This window comes from Rhodococcus sp. P4_C10 (assembly GCF_056402135.1).
Genome location: NZ_JBFUHZ010000036.1, coordinates 14,653 through 31,856, shown reverse-complemented (window position 1 = coordinate 31,856; position 17,204 = coordinate 14,653). Strand labels below are relative to the sequence as shown.

The window sequence follows — 17,204 nt, the reverse complement described above, 5'->3', positions numbered from 1 at the left end:
GATCAGCCTCGCGGACGACCTGGTGCTGTACCTGTTCGGGACGCCGGGCCAGCACCGGTTCTGGTTCATGTGGGACGACCTGATCCGCGGCGCCATCGGGGCGATCGTGCTGATCGACACCCGGCGCCTCGACGAGTCCTTCGCAGCCGTCGACTTCTTCGAGGCCCGCAATCTTCCGTTCCTGATTGCGGTGAACGAGTTCGACGACGCGCCGCGTTATGCGACGGAGGACATCCGGCAGGCGCTCGCGGTGTCCCCGGACGTGCCGATCGTCTCCATCGACGCCCGCGACCGGGAGTCGGCGAAGTCGGGGCTGGTCGCGGTCACCGAGTACGCGCTGAGTCGGCTGAGCCAGAGCGTCTGGTAGTCCTCGGGCGGCGAAGATGCTGGTAAATGCGGACAATCAGCGAGTGCTGCGAGGTCTGGCTGACCTGCACCTATAGACTCGGGTGGTTGCGCGCCATCCTTCTGGACCGGTAGTCCGCGAGGAGACGTGAAGCCGAGTAGAAGAAGGAGCTCATGACCGACACCACGTTGCCGCCGGAGGGTCCGCAGCACGACCGGATCGAGCCCGTCGACATCCAGCAGGAAATGCAGAGCAGCTACATCGACTACGCCATGAGCGTGATCGTGGGCCGCGCCCTGCCGGACGTGCGGGACGGCCTCAAGCCGGTGCACCGCCGCGTGCTGTACGCGATGTACGACAACGGCTACCGCCCCGACCGCGGCTACGTGAAGTCGGCGCGTCCGGTTGCCGAGACGATGGGTAACTACCACCCGCACGGCGACACCTCGATCTACGACACCCTGGTCCGGATGGCCCAGCCGTGGTCGCTGCGCTACCCGCTCGTCGACGGCCAGGGCAACTTCGGTTCCCGCGGCAACGACGGCGCCGCCGCCATGCGTTACACCGAGTGCCGCCTGACGCCGCTCGCGATGGAGATGCTGCGCGAGATCGACCACGAGACGGTCGACTTCACGCCGAACTACGACGGCAAGACGCAGGAACCCACGGTCCTGCCCAGCCGCGTGCCGAACCTGCTGATCAACGGGTCCGGCGGCATCGCGGTCGGCATGGCCACGAACATCCCGCCGCACAACCTCGGTGAGGTCGCCGACGCCATCTACTGGGCGCTGGAGAACTACGAGGCCGACGAGGAAGCCACCCTCGCCGCGGTCATGGAGCGGATCAAGGGACCCGACTTCCCGACCCACGGGCTGATCGTCGGCGGCCAGGGCATCCACGACGCCTACACGACGGGCCGCGGCTCGGTCCGGATGCGCGGCGTGGTCGAGATCGAGGAGGACGCCAAGGGGCGCACCACGATCGTGATCACCGAACTGCCGTACCAGGTCAACCCGGACAACCTGATCACCTCGATCGCGGACCAGGTCCGGGACGCGAAGATCGCCGGCATCTCCGACATCCACGACGAGTCCTCGGACCGCGTCGGCATGCGCATCGTCGTCACCGTCAAGCGTGACGCCGTCGCGAAGGTGGTGCTCAACAACCTCTACAAGCACACCCAGCTGCAGACCAGCTTCGGCTGCAACATGCTCTCCATCGTCGACGGGGTGCCGCGCACCCTGCGGCTGGACCAGATGATCCGGCTGTACACGACGCACCAGCTCGAGGTCATCGTCCGGCGCACCCGGTACCTGCTGCGCAAGGCCGAGGAGCGGGCCCACATCCTGCGCGGCCTGGTCAAGGCGCTCGACGCGCTCGACGAGGTGATCGCCCTCATCCGGGCGTCGCAGACCGTCGACATCGCCCGCGCCGGCCTGATGAACCTGCTCACCGTCGACGAGATCCAGTCCGACGCCATCCTGGCGATGCAGCTGCGCCGCCTGGCGGCACTCGAACGACAGAAGATCGTCGACGAGCTCGCCGAGATCGAACTCGAGATCGCGGACTACGAGGACATCCTCGCGAAGCCGGAGCGCCAGCGGGCCATCGTCCGCGACGAGCTCAAGGAGATCGTCGACAAGTACGGCGACCCCCGGCGCACCCGGATCATCGCGGCCGACGGCGACGTCGCCGACGAGGACCTGATCGCCCGCGAGGACGTGGTCGTGACGATCACCGAGACCGGCTACGCCAAGCGCACCAAGACCGACCTCTACCGCTCGCAGAAGCGCGGCGGCAAGGGCGTGCAGGGTGCCGGGCTCAAGCAGGACGACATCGTCAAGCACTTCTTCGTCAGCTCGACGCACGACTGGATCCTTTTCTTCACCACCAAGGGCCGGGTCTACCGGGCCAAGGCGTACGAGCTGCCCGAGGCCAGCCGCACCGCGCGCGGCCAGCACGTGGCGAACCTGCTGGCCTTCCAGCCGGACGAGCGGATCGCCCAGATCATCCAGATCAAGACCTACGAGGACGCCCCCTACCTGGTCCTGGCCACCCGCAACGGGCTGGTCAAGAAGTCCAAGCTCACCGACTTCGACTCCAACCGCACCGGCGGCATCGTCGCGGTGAACCTGCGCGGCGAGGACGAACTGGTCGGGGCCGTGCTCTGCTCCGCCGACGAGGACCTGCTGCTGGTCTCGGCGCAGGGCCAGTCGATCCGCTTCTCGGCGACCGACGAGGCGCTGCGGCCGATGGGCCGCGCCACTTCCGGCGTGCAGGGCATGCGGTTCAACGGCGACGACGAGCTGCTCTCGATCAACGTGGTCCGGGAGGGCACCTACCTGCTGGTCGCGACCTCGGGCGGGTACTCCAAGCGGACCCCGATGGAGGACTACCCGGTCCAGGGCCGCGGCGGCAAGGGCGTGCTCACCATCCAGTACGACAGGCGCCGTGGCACCCTGGTCGGGGCGCTCATCGTCAACGACGACGACGAGCTCTACGCCATCACCTCGGGCGGCGGCGTTATCCGGACCGCTGCGAAGCAGGTCCGGAAGGCCGGCCGACAGACCAAGGGCGTGCGGTTGATGAACCTCGGGGACGGCGACACCCTGCTCGCGATCGCGCGCAACGCCGACGAACCCGACGACACCGAGGCCGACGCGACCGACGCATCGAAGGAGTCGTAAGTGAGCACTCCCCAACAGCCGGGCGGCGACCGGCAGGGGTCGAACGAGCCGAGAACCGGGCCGAACACGCGGCCGGAGCCGGTGAACGGGTCCGCACAGGCCGGCGCCAAGCCGGACCCGGCAGGGCCTGCGGCGGCACCGTCGCCGCAGCAGCAGGGCCAGGCACGGCCGGCCGGGCCGCAGGCGTCCGGTACGCCGGCACCCGCGCAGGGTGTCGGCGGGGGAGCGCAGGCTCCCCGCCCCGCCGGGGGTGACGGCACTCCGCCGCGACCGCCGCAGTCAGGCCCGACCCAGGCAAATCCGACCCAGGCAAATCCGACGCAGACCGGTCCGGCCGGGCAGGGGCGGCCGCAGCAGGCCCCCGTGCAGGGCCGCCCGGCGGGCGCCCAGGGCGGCGGTAACCAGGGCACGCCGGTCGAGGCGCCCGGAGCGCCGAAGCAGGCCGCCACGGGCCGTCCCGCCACGCCCCGACAGCCCGCGCCCCAGCAGTCGGCGCCCCAGCAGTCCGGGGCTCCGCAGTCGGCGACGCCTCAGACCGGCGCCGTGCGTCCCGCACAGGGCCAGCAGGCCGGTGGCCGGGGTCAGACCCCGCCGTGGCAGCGGGGCCAGCAGGGACAGTCAGGGGCACAGGCCCCGGGCAACGCTCCCGCCGGCCCGAACAACCAGGGCGGCAAGGCGCCGGGCCAGTCCGGTGCTTCGCAGCGTCCGGCCGGTCCGCAGTCGACCGGTGTCCAGCCGAAGGTTCCGTCGCAGGGCGGCACCGCGCAGGGTCCGGCCGGTCCCCAGGCCACGGGTGCCCAGCCGAAGGGTGCGCCGCAGGGCGGCACGCCTCAGCGTCCGGCCGGTCCCCAGGCCACGGGTGCCCAGCCGAAGGTCGCGCCGCAGGGCGGCACCGCGCAGCGTCCGGCGGGTCCCCAGTCGACCGGTGTCCAGTCGAAGGTTCCGTCGCAGGGCGGAACCGCGCAGCGTCCGGCACAGACCGGTCCACAGCGTCCGGTCACCGGCCAGCAGCCCGCCGCTCCCAAGACGGCCGCCAGCGGCCGGGTGCCGGCCGCGGCAGCCGCGGATCCCGCGGCCCGGGCGGCCCGCAAGGAGACCGCGAAGGCCAAGGCGGCAGTGGTGGACGGTCCGACCCGTCACATCGCCCGTGAAGACCTCGCCAAGGACCTGCCGGACCTCTCCGAGGTCAAGCACCCGCTGCCGGTCAAGCCCGCGGTCTCGGACACCGCCGCGCAGGCGGCGTTGGCCGTCCCGGTGGCGGTCCTGCCCGGCCAGCCGATGCGGGCAGCCGTCCAGATCCGCCGGATCGACCCCTGGTCCACCCTCAAGGTGTCGCTGGTGATCTCGGTGGCGCTGTTCTTCGTGTGGATGTTCGCGGTCGGGTTCCTGTACGTCGTGCTCGACGGCATGGGCGTGTGGGACCGGCTCAACAACGCGTTCACGGACTTCGTCTCGGAGTCGAGCAGCAGCGGACTGGTCACGGCGGGGCAGGTGTTCGGTTACTCCGCTCTCGTCGGGGCCGCGAATGTGGTGCTTTTCACAGCGCTCGCGACGATCGGTTCGTTCATCTACAACCTCTGCACCGACCTCGTCGGCGGTGTCGAGGTGACGCTGGCTGACCGGGACTGACCTGGGGTTTTGGTTCCCCACCGATCCCGTTTTGGTTGCAGCGGGTCGGTGGGGTAATCTCATGCCTCGGTTCAGGGACACAGTCCCGGCACCGGTTCACGGGCCTATAGCTCAGGCGGTTAGAGCGCTTCCCTGATAAGGAAGAGGTCGGAGGTTCAAGTCCTCCTAGGCCCACTCCCCGTGTCGACGAAGGGTTCGATCATGAAGGTTTTGCTGGTTGCAGCGGCCATTGTGACGGTCCTCTTCGGACTCACCAAGCTGCGGTCGCAGCGCCGCGGCGAGGACGTCTGGCACGAGGTCACCAGCCGCTGAAGCGGACGGGGCCTTAGCTCAGTTGGTAGAGCGCTGCCTTTGCAAGGCAGATGTCAGGAGTTCGAATCTCCTAGGCTCCACAGATCGGTTCAACCGAACAAAACGCTTGCGAAGCACCCCTCACCTTCTCTGGTGGGGGGTGCTTTGTGTTGGCGACGAGTTTCATCGAGGGGAGGACAGCGACATGGAGGACAGCGACATGGAAGGCGGGGAGATGGACGGCGCCGGCGCGGACGAGCTTGGTGGGACAGAACACGAGGCGCAGCTCGCGGAGCTGGCGGGCGGAGTCTTCGAGGCCGAGATCGGCCGGTTCGTGGACGAGCTCGAGGTGGAGCAGTTGCTCCTGCTCCGGCAGGTGATGGAGATGGTCGCCGACAACGGCCACATCGGGCACCAGATCTCTGGCATCGTCACCGGGTGCCTGATGTACAAGCACCAGCGCACGTGGAACGGCGAGCCGACTCCGTGGGGGCCCGCTCCGGCCTGACTGCCGGGTGCCTGCCTGTGGATGGGTCACCGGTGTCCGGACACCGGCCTGTGGAATTGTGAACAAACCTGTGCAGCAATTGATTTGGTCGGCAGTCCAGAACCCGACTGTCGACGGCCTGAATTCGGCGTCGTCACGGGCCTGGTGTCAGGGCGCACGGTGACGAAGCTCGGGCGTTGATCGTGTTGAACAGTATGCGCCGACACGGTCGGCGCGGGGCCGTTCCGGGCGGCGGCTGCTGCTCCGGCGCGGCACGGGCCGCACAGCCGGAGGCCCTCCGCGACGCCGTCAGTGCCCGCAGCGGCCCCGGACACGCCTCACGCCCCGGACGGGCGACCGGGGCGTGAGGATTGCTGCCAGGGGGTTCAGGCGTTGTCGGGCTCGCGCAGGCTGGGCGGCTGGGCGGCGGGCGGCGGCAGTTCGGTGCGCTGCTTCCTGACGAAGACCGCGCCCGCGGCGACGGCCGCACCGACGACCACCAGCAGGACCACGCGACGACGGCGCTCTCGGCGGCCGGGGGGCGCGGCGACGGCCACGGCGGCGACGTTCGGCTCCTCGACCAGGCTGAGCACGCTCTCGCGACGCGGCTTGGCCGCGGCCTGACGGGCCAGCGAGTATCCCTTGCCGAGCAGGTACATGCTCACGGCCCCGGCGCCCTTGGCGAGCCCGGCGGTGTTCTTCGCCAGTCCCGCCGCGGCGCCCTGGGCGCATCGGAGTGCACTGGTCAGCTGCGGGTTCTCGGGTGCGGTTGACACCAGTTCGAGGGTCGGGGCCGAGTCGGCAGGAACGTGGGCAGGCTTCGACACACGGTTCATCTGTCCACTGTCGCACATGCCCGTGTGCCGACAATGGCACGATGGGGGAGTGACTTCACCGAATCAGACCGCAACCGCAACGCTGCACACCAACCGCGGCGACATCAAGATCGCCCTGTTCGGCAACCACGCGCCGAAGACCGTCGAGAACTTCGTCGGCCTGGCCGACGGGTCCAAGGACTACTCGACGGAGAACGCCTCCGGCACCAAGTCCGGCCCGTTCTACGACGGCGCGGTCTTCCACCGCGTCATCGACGGCTTCATGATCCAGGGCGGCGACCCGACCGGCACGGGTCGCGGCGGCCCGGGCTACAAGTTCGGCGACGAGTTCCACCCGGAGCTGCAGTTCGACAAGCCCTACCTGCTGGCGATGGCGAACGCCGGGCCGGGCACCAACGGCTCGCAGTTCTTCATCACCACCGGCAAGACCCCGCACCTCAACCGCCGCCACACCATCTTCGGTGAGGTCGTCGACGCGGAGTCGAAGAAGGTCGTCGACGCGATCTCGGGCACCTCGGTGGACCGCACGGACCGCCCGCTCGAGGCCGTCGTGATCAACAGCATCACCATTTCCTGAGCGGCTTCGAGGGATGACGAACCCCGGTTGGGGCGGCACGCCCGGTGAGGGCGTCCCGCCCCAACCGAGGTGTGTCCGGCACCCGGACCGCCCCACCGCGCTCAGCTGCAACCGCTGCGGGCGTCCCGCCTGCCCGGACTGCCTGCGCGAGGCCTCCGTGGGCTACCAGTGCGTCGACTGTGTCGCCGCCGGTCAGCGCGACGTCAGGCCGGTCCGTGGCGTCGCTGGCAACACGGTGACGGCCACCCGGCCCAGGCCGATCGTGACGTACACCCTGATGGGGATCAACATCCTCGTCTTCCTGGTCACGGCGCTGCAGGCCAAGTCCCTGATGGACAACGGCGGCGGCTTCGTCAACAGGTTCACCGGCGTGGCCACCTTCGACTCGCCGCTGTTCGGCTCGTGGGTGCTCTCGCCCTACGGCGTGGCCGGCGGCGACTGGATCCGGCTGCTCGGCAGCGGGTTCCTGCACTTCGGCCTGCTGCACCTCGCCGTCAACATGTTCGCCCTCTACATCCTGGGCCGCGACACCGAACTGATCCTGGGCCGCGCGCGTTACGTCGCGGTGTACATGATCTCGCTGCTCGGCGGGTCGGCCTCGGTGATGGCCTTCGAGGGCGGCGGCTTCACGGCCGGCGCCTCGGGTGCGATCTTCGGCATCATGGGCGCGCAGGCGGTCATCCTGCTCAAGCTCCGGCGCAGTCCGGCGCCGGTCATCGGGGTGATCGCGCTCAACGTGATCATCAGCGTCTCGCTGCCCGGGATCTCGTTCTGGGGCCACCTCGGTGGCCTGGTCGCCGGTGCCGCCGCCACCGCCGCACTGCTCTACGGGCCGCAGTGGCTCGGCGCCGGGCAGGACCGGGACAAGGCGGTCCGGATCGGCTGGATCGGGCTCGCCGCCGTCACGGTCGTGACCATGGGCGTCATCGGCATGCGGGTCGCGCAGCTGCGCGGCGAACTCGGCCTGTAGCCCGGGCGACGGTCCGCAAGGGTCGAGCGGGTGCCCGGACGGGGCGCCCGCTCAGCCGGCGGCGGTCGGGTCCGGCGGGACCAGTCGCTGGCCGACCAGCGCATCGAACACGTCGGTCGGGTCGGTGCCCAGGTCCCAGCGCCCGAAGATCATCAGCTTGTCGTCGGCGGCGCCGGCCGGGCGCACGTCGATCTCGAGCATGGGGACCCGGCGGCCGAGCCGGGGATACCGCACGATCCGGACCCGGGCCAGGTCCGCGCGGTCGTACTCGCGTCGCCCGCGGATCCCGGCGACCGCGATGCCGCCGCCCCCGTCGAGCACCGCCAGCCGCGGCCGCTGCCGCAGGCCGAGCGCGGTGACCGCGAACAGCCCGAGCGCGGCCAGGCCGATCAGCAGCCGTCCGGCCGGGTCGGACGGAGCCGCCACGGCCGCGGCCGCAAGCACGATCCCGCCCACCCCGGTCGCGACGAGCGCCGGCGTGGGTGTGGACCACGCCAGAGCGGAGTTGTGCACGAGTACTCCCGGTGTTATCCACAGGCGCTATCCACATTGGGGATGAATGACACCTGTGTAATTGCGGCCGAGTGGGCCGGTCGACTATCGGGTCAACGCCACTTCATTGTCATCACGAGCCCGACGACCATGAATCCGAAGCCGATCAGGAAGTTGTAGGCGCCCAGATCGTTCATCCACGTGAGCTGGTCCGCGGCGAGGTAGTACACGACCAGCCAGAGCAGGCCGACGAGCATGAAGCCGAGCATCACCGACACGTAGAGCGTGCTCGACGGTCCGGCCTTCACCTTCACGGGCGTACGGTTTGCGGGGTTGATCGTGTAGTCGGTCTTCTTGCGGACCTTCGACTTGGGCATGACGTCCTCGTGTGAATTGATTCGGAGCGGACAGGAGCGGGCGTCGTTGCCGACGCCTGCCAGGTAGGTTCGAACCTACCCGTAGCGTCCCCCGGTCAGGCCCAGTACCGACCACGTCGGGACCGGTCCGACGTCCAGGACGCGGCGGGGGTCCGCCTCGACCGGACACCGACGGGAGGAACAGCAGTGACCGAACCAGACCGGCCCCAGCATGTAGCCGTCGGTGCCGGCGAGGGCCGCCGGCGCGTCTCGACGTTCTGGAAGGTCTGCGTGCCGGTGGTGTGCCTGGTGACGGGCATGCTGTTCGCCACCACCCGTGAGGTGTCCGCCGGCGACGAACTTCGCCGCGGCGACACCACCCGCATGTCCGACCTTGTGCGCGGTGCCCAGGCCGACGTCGACCGGGTTTCCGACCAGCGTGACGCGCTGGCCTCCCAGGTGGAGTCGCTGCAGGCCGACGCCGCCGGATCCGACGCCGGGGTGGCGTCCGCCCTCGACCGGGTGCGGGGACTCGAGACGGTCGCCGGGTTCGCGGAGGAGACCGGTCCCGGCGTCCGGGTGACGCTCACCGACGCGCCACGGGACTCGGACGGCAAGTACCCCGCCGACGCCCAGCCCGACGACCTGGTGGTGCACCAGCAGGACGTGCAGTCCGTACTGAACGCGCTGTGGGCGGGCGGCGCTACCGCGGTGGGGATGCAGGACCAGCGGGTGGTCAACACCACCGCACCGCGCTGCATCGGCAACACGCTGCTGCTGCACGGGCGCACCTACAGTCCGCCGTACGTGATGACGGCGCTCGGCGACCCGGCGCGGCTGACGGCGGCGCTCGACGCGGAACCCGGGGTTCGCACGTTCAAGCAGTACGCGGTCCGGTACGGCCTCGGGTACACCGCGACCGCCGAGGAGTCGCTGACCGTGCCCGCGTACAACGGGCAGCTGCGTACCCGGTTCGCGGAGTAGCCGACGCAGCCGCTTATCCTGGCCGAATGCGCATCCTGGTCGTCGACAACTACGACAGCTTCGTGTTCAACCTGGTGCAGTACCTCGGCCAGCTCGGGACGAAGGCCACCGTGTGGCGCAACGACGACCCGCAGCTGGCGGACCGGGCGGCCGTCGCAGCCGAGTTCGACGGCGTCCTGCTCAGCCCCGGCCCCGGCACCCCGCAGCGGGCGGGCGCGAGCATGGACCTGGTGTCCGCCTGCGCCTCCGCCGCGACGCCGCTGCTCGGAGTCTGCCTCGGTCACCAGGCGATCGGCGCCGCGTTCGGCGCCACCGTCGACCGGGCGCCGGAGTTGCTGCACGGCAAGACCAGCCTGGTGCGGCACAACGACACCGGGGTCCTGGCCGGTCTGCCCGACCCGTTCACCGCCACCCGCTACCACTCGTTGACCGTGCTCGAGGAGACCATCCCCGCCGAGCTCGAGGTCACCGCACGCACCGACAGCGGCGTGGTGATGGCGATGCGGCACCGGGTGCTGCCGATCCACGGCGTGCAGTTCCACCCCGAGTCCGTGCTCACCCAGGGTGGGCACCGGATGCTGGCGAACTGGCTCGAGGTCTGCGGGGAGCGGCCGGCGGAGTCGCTCGTCTCGACGCTCGAGTCGGAGGTCGCGCGGGCCCTGGGGGACGCGCTCACCCACCGCTGAGCGCGGCCGGTCAGGCCCGCGCCACCCGCGCCAGGGTCAGCGCCGATCCGAGCAGCAGCAGGCCCTGGGACGTTCGGGGATCGGAACCCGTCGCCTCGGCGACCCGCACCAGCCGGTTGTCGACCGTGTTCGGGTGCACCCCGAGGGTCGACGCCGTGCGCCGACGGTTGAAGTCGCACGAGAAGTACGCGTCGAGGGTCTCGGTGAGTTCCGGCGTGGTCCGTAGGGCGTCCACGACGGCGAGCAGTCCGGCCCGCGCCGCGCTCTCCTGGCTCAGCTGGTACTCCACCAGGAGGTCGTCGACGGTCGCCACCCCCGCGGCTGCGGGCCCGGAAGCCCTTATCTCCAAGAGCTTTCGCGCCTCCGTGGTGGCCCGGGGGAGGTCTTCGAGCCGGTCCGCGCGGGCCGCGCCCGCACGAACCGCGGCCTGCGCCTGGTCCTGGAGTCGACCGACCAGCTCGTCGAGGTGGGCGCGAGGGGCCGGCGGGGCAGGCAGCAGGATCAGCCCGCCGGTCGGGTCGAGCGCGGCCAGCGCGCCGTCGCCGGTCGCGCCGCCGAGTTCGTCGTGGATGCGAATCATCTTGCGGCGACCGGCTACCCGGCGTTCGAGATCGTCGTCGGCGAGTTCGGCCGCGGTGGGCTCGAAACCCAGGGCGAGCACGGTGTATCCCGCCGCGAGCCGGACGCCCAGTCTCTGCGCCAGGTCCGCGGCAGGCCTACCGCCGACCAGTGTCGCCACCAGGTCCCGGATCGACTCACGGGCCTCGGTGTCGATCGACTCGAGTTCCTGCTCGTGCGCGCGGGTGACCGCGCGGCAGACTCGGCGGGCCGCGGCGAACAGTCGGGGCGCGAGGACGGGTAGTTCGCGGGCCGCGGTCGGCGGCGTCACGTCCAGGATCTCTTCCCAGAGAACCTGCAGGCAGACGTGGTACCCGTCGAGGAGTTCGACCACCGGCAGTCCCTCCGCGGCCCGGTCCCGGGCCCGGTCGGCGAAGTCGCGGCAGTCGGCGGCCTCGGGCAGGCTCCCGTCGCGGCCCGCCCGGGTCAGGAGCCGGATGAACTGCCGCGCGCTGTGTTCGGCGGTGGCGTCGAGCAGGGGAGTGCGCAGGTACTCGGAGTCGGCCGCGGCCGCACTGCGGATGTGGGGGAACAGTCGGTCCGGCTCACGGTCGAGTCGATCCAGGACCGCGGCCAGGTCGGCGGACATATCCTGTGACATGTCACAGGACAATAGTCGACCGGCAGTGGAAAGAGCCGATTGTATGCAGGGCTAACTGTCGTCATACTGGGTTGTATCCCCATGACGAGTGTGACATCGCCAAACAGCGGTGGCCTCTGGCCTGCCCGCGTTCACCGGCGTCACCGCGAGCACCCGAGGGCGTGATGACGAATCTTTCCTCCCCGGCGCCCGCAGCCCCGGCGCGCGACCGGATCTCCCGGCAGTTGCTGCCCGACGGGGTCGAACCCGACCCCCGGTTCACGCTGGCGAACGAGCGCACCTTCCTGGCCTGGATCCGAACGTCGCTGGGCTTCGTCGCCGCCGGGGTCGGCCTCGACGTGTTTGCCGCGGAGGCCTTCCCGCAACCGGTGCACACCGCCGTGACGACGCTGCTGCTCGTGTTGGGCACGCTGATGAGTCTGGGCGCGGTCCGCCGGTGGCTGCTGGTCGAGCGGCGAATGCGGACGGGGTCTGCGCTCCACCTCCCCCTCCTGGCACCCCTGCTCGGGATCGCCGGCGCCGTCGTCGGCGCGGCGCTGGCCGTCGTGGTCCTGGCGCAGTAGGAGCCGTGGCACCGACCGCGCACCCCGGCCCGCCGCCGGAGGCCGCGATGCACTCCGATCCCGGGTTGCAGCCCGAGCGGACGGCACTGGCGTGGGAACGCACCCTCCTGTCGCTGGTCGTGGTGAGCCTGATGTTCGTGCGCTGGCTGCCGCACCGCGGGGTGATCGCGCTGCTCCCGGCCGCGGTGGCGGTGCTGGCGGCCGCGGCCATCCTCCTCGCCCAACGCCGCCGGTACGCCCGGGCCTGCCGGGGACTGTCCCGCGGGTCCGTGGCGCCCGCGGTGGTCGCCGTGACCGCGACCGGCGTCGTCGTGGGGCTGATCGGCGTGTTCGGGCTCTACGCGGTGTGGTGGGGCTGACCCGCTACCGGAAGGCCGACTCGCCGGTCAGCGTCTGGCCGATCACCAGCTGGTGCATCTCGGAGGTGCCCTCGTAGGTGAGCACCGACTCCAGGTTGTTGGCGTGTCGCAGAACGGGGTACTCGAGGGTGATTCCGTTGGCGCCGAGGATGGTTCGGCACTCACGTGCGATCGCGATCGCCTCCCGGACGGAGTTCAGCTTGCCGAGGCTGACCTGCTCGGGTCGCAGTTCGTGGCGGTCCTTGAGGCGGCCGAGGTGCACGGCCAGCAGCTGACCCTTGCCGAGTTCGAGCGCCATGTCGGCGAGCTTCGCCTGGGTCAGCTGGAAGGCGGCGAGCGGCCGGTCGAACACCTCGCGGGTCTTCGCGTAGTCGATCGCCGTCTCGAGGCAGTCGCGCGCGGCGCCGAGCGCACCGAACACGATGCCGAAGCGGGCCTCGTTCAGGCAGCTCAGCGGCCCCGACAGCCCGCGCGCCTCCGGCAGCATCGCCGAGGCGGGCAGGCGCACGTCGTCGAGCACCAGTTCGGCGGTGACCGAGGCCCGCAGCGAGAGCTTGTTCCTGATCTCGGGCGCCGAGAAACCGGGGGTGTCGGTGGGCACCACGAACCCGCGGACGCCGTCGTCGGTGCGGGCCCACACCACCGCCACGTCGGCGATCGAGCCGTTGGTGATCCACATCTTGGTGCCGCGCAGGACCCAGTCGTCGCCGTCGCGGCGGGCGGCGGTGCGCATGCCGGCCGGGTTGGAGCCGAAGTCGGGTTCGGTCAGCCCGAAGCAGCCGACCGCCTCGCCCGCCGCCATCCGCGGCAACCACTCCTGCTTCTGCTCCTCGGAGCCGAACCGGTGGATGGCGAACATCGCCAGCGAGCCCTGCACCGACACCAGGCTCCGGATGCCCGAGTCGACGGCCTCGAGTTCCAGGCAGGCCAGGCCGTAGGACGTCGCGCTCATGCCCGCGCAGCCGTATCCCTCGAGGTGCATGCCGAGCAGGCCCATCCCACCGAGGTCCTTCGCGAGTTCGCGGGCGGGCAGAGCCCCGGCCTCGAACCACTCGGCGATGTGCGGCCTGATCCGATCCGCCGCGAAGCGTCGGACGGTCTCGCGCACGGCGATCTCCTCGGTGTCCAGGACGGAGTCGAGGGCAAAGAGCTGCGTGATCGTCTGGGGGTCGGCCATGAGGTCCTCGGTCTTCCAGTCGGCGGCAGTCGGCCGACATGGCGTCGAGCACTTGCCGGAGCGTTCATGCAATCGATTGCATGACCCAGCTTCGGGGGCCGTCGAAGCAGCGTCAAGCGTCGCGTGGTCGGAGACGGGCGAACGGCCCGTCCGGTCGGATCTTGCCGGGTGGACGGGCCGTTCGTTCGATCTGATCGGGTGAACGGTTCCGTTCACCCGACGTGATGCTGCGGGTGCCTAGCGCGGGATCGTGGGGATGCCCAACTGGCCGATGCCGACGGAGATGCTCGCCGTCTTGGCCACCTCGGAGCCCGGCGGCTGCGCCTGGGTGACGATCTTGCCGACCAGGTCGGTCTCCAGCGTCGGCTCCGGGCGCTGTGACAGCTGACTCGTGGTGCCGGACCAGCCGGCCCTGCGCAGCGTGTCCAGTGCCTGCGAGACGGACATGCCGCTCAGGTTCGGCATGTCGATCATGTTGCCGTTGGACACCTGCACCTTGACGGTGGTGCCGCGGGCCGCGGACTCGCCGCCGCCCGGCTCGGTGGAGACGACCTCGCCCTTGGGCCGGCCGGAGTCGATGTTCTCGACCTCGACCTTGAACCCGGCGCCCTCGATGTTCGGCTGCGCCACCTCGAGCTTCTGGCCCACCACGTTCGGGATCCGGACCTGTTCGGGACCGCTGCCCAGGGTCAGCTTGACGGCGCCCCCGAGTTCTACGTTGGACCCGGCGCTCGGGGTCTGCGCGACCACCTTGTCCACCTCGGAGGTGGCCGACGGGCTGCGCTCGGGGGCCGGGTCGAGGGCCAGGCCGGCCGCGTCGAGCGCCTGCGCGGCCTGGGACTGACTCATCCCCGACAGGTCCGGCACCTGAACCTGCTGCGGTCCGGTGGACACGTCGAGGGTCACCGTGGTGCCCTCGTCGGCCTTGGTGCCCGCGACGGGGATCGTGCCGATCACGTTGCCGCTGGCGATCGTGTCACTGGGTTTCGGCTGGGTCTGAACCCGGAACCCCTCGTTCTGCAGCGCGGTCTGCGCGGCCTGCGACGACTTGTTCGCGACGTCCGGCACGATCACCGGCTCGGCCTTCGACCCCGGGCCCAGCGCCCACAGGAACGCGCCGACGATGCCGACCACTACGAGTGCGGCGATCGAGAGCAGGGCGATGCGCATCGTCCGGCGGCCGGCGGGCGGCGGCGGCGTCGCGGCGGGCGCGGCCGACAGCGGTGCCGGTGTCGCCGGGTCCGCGGCCTGGTAGCGGCCGACCGAGTCCACCGCACCCAGGATGGTGGTGCGGTCCTCGTCGTTCATCACCATCGGTGCGCTCGGACGCTGACCGCCGAGCACCCGCACCAGGTCGCTGCGCATCTCGGCGGCGCTCTGGTACCGGTTCGCGGGGTTCTTGCTCATCGCCTTGAGGATCACCGAGTCCAGCTCACGCGGGATGTCGGGGTTCACCGACGACGGCAACGCCGGATCCTCGCGGACGTGCTGGTAGGCCACCGCGACGGGGGAGTCGCCCTTGAACGGGGGCTCGCCGGTGAGGATCTCGAACAGCACACAGCCGAGCGAGTACACGTCGGAGCGGGCGTCGACCTGCTCGCCGCGGGCCTGCTCGGGCGAGAGGTACTGGGCGGTGCCGATCACGGCCGCCGTCTGCGTCATCGGGCTGGAGCTGTCGGAGATGGCCCGGGCGATGCCGAAGTCCATCACCTTCACCGCGCCGGCCCGGTTGATCATGATGTTCGCGGGCTTGATGTCGCGGTGCACGATCCCGTTGCGATGGCTGAAGTCCAGCGCCGCACACACGTCGGCGATGACCTCCATGGCGCGACGGGCAGGCATCGGGCCCTCGCGACGGACGATGTCGCGCAGCGTGTCGCCCTCGACGTACTCCATCACGATGTACGGCAGCGGTCCGCCGTCGGTCTCGGCCTCGCCGGTGTCGTAGACGGCCACGATCGCCGGATGGTTCAGCGCCGCCGCGTTCTGCGCCTCGCGGCGGAACCGAAGGTAGAACGTGGGGTCCCGGGCGAGGTCGGCCCGCAGCACCTTGATCGCCACATCGCGGCTCAGCCGCATGTCCCTCGCAAGGTGCACCTCGGACATGCCACCGAAGCCGAGAATCTCGCCCAGCTCGTAGCGGGAGGAGAGTTTGTGCGGTGTGGTCATGGCTGTCCTTGCGTGGCCGTGGTGGTGGTCGTAGTCGCGGCCGTGGTGGTGGTCTCGGTCTCGGACTCGGGCTCCGTGGTGGTGGTCTCGGGCTCGGTGGTGGTGGTGGTCGGTCTGGTCGTCCGAGTCGTGGTCGGCGGCTCGGTGGTGGTCGTCGTCGGTTCCGTCGTCCACGTGGTGGTCTCGGGTTCGGTGGTGGTGGTGCTCGGCGGCCGGGTGGTGGTGGTAGTCGGTCGGTGGCTGCTGGTGGCAGGCGCCAGCGTGGGCGCCGGCCGCGAGGGCTGTGGCGTGGAGGTGTTGCCGCCGAACAGCAGCATTCCCCCGGCGACCAGCAGGGCCACCAGCAGCAGCCCACCGGCACCCCAGGCCAGCACTTTCTGGCCTTGCGTCAGGCCCGAGGGTGGCGGCTCCGCGCCGGTCTCGGGGCCAGCATATTCGGCCTGCGAGGTCGGCATCATCTGGGTGCCGACCGCGGCGGGAACTCCCGGAACGACGGCGGTCACTCCGGTCGGACGACCGGTCCCGGGCATCGGCGGGCGGGCACCGGACCGGACCACCGCGACCGCGTCGGCGAACTCGCCGCCGGTGGCGTAGCGGGCGGCCGGGTCCTTGGTCATCGTGATGTCGATCAGCTCGCGCACGTTCGGCGGCACGTCCGCGGGCAGCGGTGGGTGCGACTCCTGCACGTGCTTCATCGCGACGGTCAGCGCGCCGTCGCCGGTGAAGGGGCGGAACCCCGCCAACGCCTCGTAGCCGACCACGCCGAGCGAGTAGACGTCGCTGGCCGGCGACGCGTCCTGTCCGAGCGCCTGCTCCGGGGCGATGTACTGGGCGGTGCCCATCACCATCCCGGTCCGCGTCACCGGTGACGCCTCGACGGCCTTGGCGATGCCGAAGTCGGTGATCTTCACCTGGCCGGTCGGAGTGATCAGGATGTTTCCGGGCTTGACGTCCCGGTGCACCACACCCGCCTCGTGCGCCACCTGCAGCGCCCGGCCGGTCTGCTCGAGCATGTCCAGCGCGTGCGGCAGCGAGAGCCGTCCGACGCGGGCCAGCACGGCGTTGAGCGGCTCGCCGTTGACCAGTTCCATCACCAGGTACGCGGTGGACTGGCCGACGCTGTCGTTGGTCTCGCCGTAGTCGTAGATGCCGGCGATGCCCGGGTGGTTCAGCCGCGCCGTGGTGCGGGCCTCGGTCCGGAACCGCTCGAGGAACTCAGGGTCGGTACTGAATTCGGACTTGAGCACCTTGACGGCCACCCGGCGGTGCAGCCGGTTGTCCGTGGCCTCCCACACCTGGCCCATGCCGCCGGTGGCGATCAGCCCCTGCAGCCGGTACCGGTTCGCGATGACCGCGCCGTTGTTCAGACTCATCTC

Annotated in this window: 18 protein-coding genes and 2 tRNA genes; 13 read left to right on the top strand and 7 right to left on the bottom strand. The window is 70.6% G+C overall.

Translation table 11 applies throughout. The annotated features are described in order from the left end of the window. The 7 genes from AC1DWC_RS20445 to AC1DWC_RS20415 all read left to right on the top strand — a co-directional run. Positions 1–367, top strand: a 367-nt coding sequence (locus AC1DWC_RS20445; RefSeq protein ID WP_477910981.1) for a GTP-binding protein, incomplete at its 5' end; no start/stop codon positions are given. Positions 368–519: 152 nt separating this feature from the next. Further along, positions 520–3,033, top strand: coding sequence for a DNA gyrase subunit A (gene gyrA / locus AC1DWC_RS20440; protein WP_072847478.1), 2,514 nt, complete (start codon positions 520–522; stop codon positions 3,031–3,033). Then, positions 3,034–4,662 carry a DUF3566 domain-containing protein gene (locus AC1DWC_RS20435; RefSeq protein ID WP_477910979.1) on the top strand — a complete coding sequence of 543 codons (1,629 nt, stop codon included), beginning with the start codon at positions 3,034–3,036 and terminating at the stop codon, positions 4,660–4,662. Between the two features lie 100 nt (positions 4,663–4,762). Continuing rightward, a tRNA-Ile gene (locus AC1DWC_RS20430) sits at positions 4,763–4,836 on the top strand. A gap of 27 nt (positions 4,837–4,863) precedes the next feature. Next, a complete protein-coding gene (locus AC1DWC_RS20425) occupies positions 4,864–4,974 on the top strand; it encodes a DLW-39 family protein (RefSeq protein ID WP_217635636.1) in 111 nt (36 codons plus the stop codon). 7 nt (positions 4,975–4,981) lie between these two features. Next, a tRNA-Ala gene (locus AC1DWC_RS20420) sits at positions 4,982–5,054 on the top strand. A 104-nt stretch (positions 5,055–5,158) separates the two neighbouring features. Beyond that, positions 5,159–5,461: a hypothetical protein gene (locus tag AC1DWC_RS20415; protein WP_477910977.1), complete on the top strand. Its 303-nt coding sequence runs from the start codon at positions 5,159–5,161 to the stop codon at positions 5,459–5,461. Positions 5,462–5,826: 365 nt separating this feature from the next. Here the strand turns inward: AC1DWC_RS20415 and AC1DWC_RS20410 are convergent, their stop codons facing one another. After that, positions 5,827–6,216 carry a hypothetical protein gene (locus AC1DWC_RS20410; RefSeq protein WP_477910975.1) on the bottom strand — a complete coding sequence of 130 codons (390 nt, stop codon included), beginning with the start codon at positions 6,214–6,216 and terminating at the stop codon, positions 5,827–5,829. A gap of 76 nt (positions 6,217–6,292) precedes the next feature. On the opposite strand from AC1DWC_RS20410, the gene AC1DWC_RS20405 reads away from it, so the two are divergent. Both AC1DWC_RS20405 and AC1DWC_RS20400 read left to right on the top strand, forming a co-directional pair. After that, positions 6,293–6,853 carry a peptidylprolyl isomerase gene (locus tag AC1DWC_RS20405; RefSeq protein ID WP_174556750.1) on the top strand — a complete coding sequence of 187 codons (561 nt, stop codon included), beginning with the start codon at positions 6,293–6,295 and terminating at the stop codon, positions 6,851–6,853. A 13-nt stretch (positions 6,854–6,866) separates the two neighbouring features. Beyond that, positions 6,867–7,823 carry a rhomboid family intramembrane serine protease gene (locus AC1DWC_RS20400; RefSeq protein WP_477910973.1) on the top strand — a complete coding sequence of 319 codons (957 nt, stop codon included), beginning with the start codon at positions 6,867–6,869 and terminating at the stop codon, positions 7,821–7,823. A 51-nt stretch (positions 7,824–7,874) separates the two neighbouring features. On the opposite strand, the gene AC1DWC_RS20395 is transcribed toward AC1DWC_RS20400, so the two are convergent. Together AC1DWC_RS20395 and crgA are read right to left on the bottom strand one after the other, a co-directional pair. Then, positions 7,875–8,336: a PH domain-containing protein gene (locus AC1DWC_RS20395; RefSeq protein ID WP_477910971.1), complete on the bottom strand. Its 462-nt coding sequence runs from the start codon at positions 8,334–8,336 to the stop codon at positions 7,875–7,877. 92 nt (positions 8,337–8,428) lie between these two features. Further along, complete coding sequence (gene crgA, locus AC1DWC_RS20390; RefSeq protein ID WP_072847320.1) at positions 8,429–8,692, bottom strand: cell division protein CrgA; 264 nt, start codon at positions 8,690–8,692, stop codon at positions 8,429–8,431. Positions 8,693–8,989: 297 nt separating this feature from the next. On the opposite strand from crgA, the gene AC1DWC_RS20385 reads away from it, so the two are divergent. Both AC1DWC_RS20385 and AC1DWC_RS20380 read left to right on the top strand, forming a co-directional pair. Continuing rightward, complete coding sequence (locus AC1DWC_RS20385; RefSeq protein ID WP_477910983.1) at positions 8,990–9,655, top strand: DUF881 domain-containing protein; 666 nt, start codon at positions 8,990–8,992, stop codon at positions 9,653–9,655. Positions 9,656–9,681: 26 nt separating this feature from the next. Further along, positions 9,682–10,341 (top strand): aminodeoxychorismate/anthranilate synthase component II, encoded by a 660-nt coding sequence (locus AC1DWC_RS20380; RefSeq protein ID WP_477910969.1) that lies wholly within the window; start codon positions 9,682–9,684, stop codon positions 10,339–10,341. A gap of 10 nt (positions 10,342–10,351) precedes the next feature. Here the strand turns inward: AC1DWC_RS20380 and AC1DWC_RS20375 are convergent, their stop codons facing one another. Beyond that, positions 10,352–11,560 carry a PucR family transcriptional regulator gene (locus AC1DWC_RS20375; RefSeq protein ID WP_477910967.1) on the bottom strand — a complete coding sequence of 403 codons (1,209 nt, stop codon included), beginning with the start codon at positions 11,558–11,560 and terminating at the stop codon, positions 10,352–10,354. A 164-nt stretch (positions 11,561–11,724) separates the two neighbouring features. On the opposite strand from AC1DWC_RS20375, the gene AC1DWC_RS20370 reads away from it, so the two are divergent. Then, the gene (locus tag AC1DWC_RS20370) at positions 11,725–12,123 is read left to right on the top strand and encodes a YidH family protein (RefSeq protein WP_477910965.1); all 399 of its coding nucleotides are present in this window, start codon (positions 11,725–11,727) and stop codon (positions 12,121–12,123) included. A gap of 5 nt (positions 12,124–12,128) precedes the next feature. After that, positions 12,129–12,482, top strand: coding sequence for a DUF202 domain-containing protein (locus tag AC1DWC_RS20365; protein WP_477910963.1), 354 nt, complete (start codon positions 12,129–12,131; stop codon positions 12,480–12,482). 4 nt (positions 12,483–12,486) lie between these two features. Here the strand turns inward: AC1DWC_RS20365 and AC1DWC_RS20360 are convergent, their stop codons facing one another. The 3 genes from AC1DWC_RS20360 to AC1DWC_RS20350 all read right to left on the bottom strand — a co-directional run bounded on the left by AC1DWC_RS20360 (position 12,487) and on the right by AC1DWC_RS20350 (position 17,201). Continuing rightward, positions 12,487–13,659: an acyl-CoA dehydrogenase family protein gene (locus tag AC1DWC_RS20360; protein WP_477910961.1), complete on the bottom strand. Its 1,173-nt coding sequence runs from the start codon at positions 13,657–13,659 to the stop codon at positions 12,487–12,489. A gap of 237 nt (positions 13,660–13,896) precedes the next feature. Next, the gene (pknB, locus tag AC1DWC_RS20355; RefSeq protein WP_477910959.1) at positions 13,897–15,828 is read right to left on the bottom strand and encodes a Stk1 family PASTA domain-containing Ser/Thr kinase; all 1,932 of its coding nucleotides are present in this window, start codon (positions 15,826–15,828) and stop codon (positions 13,897–13,899) included. Further along, complete coding sequence (locus AC1DWC_RS20350; RefSeq protein WP_477910957.1) at positions 15,825–17,201, bottom strand: serine/threonine-protein kinase; 1,377 nt, start codon at positions 17,199–17,201, stop codon at positions 15,825–15,827. The genes pknB and AC1DWC_RS20350 overlap by 4 nt, the downstream gene beginning before the upstream one ends. Positions 17,202–17,204 lie beyond the last annotated feature (3 nt).

Coding starts and splice junctions, on each gene's coding strand:
- pknB (WP_477910959.1), bottom strand. CDS start 15,828: ATGACCACACCGCACAAACTCTCCTCCCGCTACGAGCTGGGCGAGATT.
- crgA (WP_072847320.1), bottom strand. CDS start 8,692: ATGCCCAAGTCGAAGGTCCGCAAGAAGACCGACTACACGATCAACCCC.
- AC1DWC_RS20415 (WP_477910977.1), top strand. CDS start 5,159: ATGGAGGACAGCGACATGGAAGGCGGGGAGATGGACGGCGCCGGCGCG.
- AC1DWC_RS20385 (WP_477910983.1), top strand. CDS start 8,990: ATGCTGTTCGCCACCACCCGTGAGGTGTCCGCCGGCGACGAACTTCGC.
- AC1DWC_RS20375 (WP_477910967.1), bottom strand. CDS start 11,560: ATGTCACAGGATATGTCCGCCGACCTGGCCGCGGTCCTGGATCGACTC.
- AC1DWC_RS20425 (WP_217635636.1), top strand. CDS start 4,864: ATGAAGGTTTTGCTGGTTGCAGCGGCCATTGTGACGGTCCTCTTCGGA.
- gyrA (WP_072847478.1), top strand. CDS start 520: ATGACCGACACCACGTTGCCGCCGGAGGGTCCGCAGCACGACCGGATC.
- AC1DWC_RS20370 (WP_477910965.1), top strand. CDS start 11,725: ATGACGAATCTTTCCTCCCCGGCGCCCGCAGCCCCGGCGCGCGACCGG.
- AC1DWC_RS20400 (WP_477910973.1), top strand. CDS start 6,867: ATGACGAACCCCGGTTGGGGCGGCACGCCCGGTGAGGGCGTCCCGCCC.
- AC1DWC_RS20380 (WP_477910969.1), top strand. CDS start 9,682: ATGCGCATCCTGGTCGTCGACAACTACGACAGCTTCGTGTTCAACCTG.
- AC1DWC_RS20360 (WP_477910961.1), bottom strand. CDS start 13,659: ATGGCCGACCCCCAGACGATCACGCAGCTCTTTGCCCTCGACTCCGTC.
- AC1DWC_RS20405 (WP_174556750.1), top strand. CDS start 6,293: ATGCCCGTGTGCCGACAATGGCACGATGGGGGAGTGACTTCACCGAAT.
- AC1DWC_RS20350 (WP_477910957.1), bottom strand. CDS start 17,201: ATGAGTCTGAACAACGGCGCGGTCATCGCGAACCGGTACCGGCTGCAG.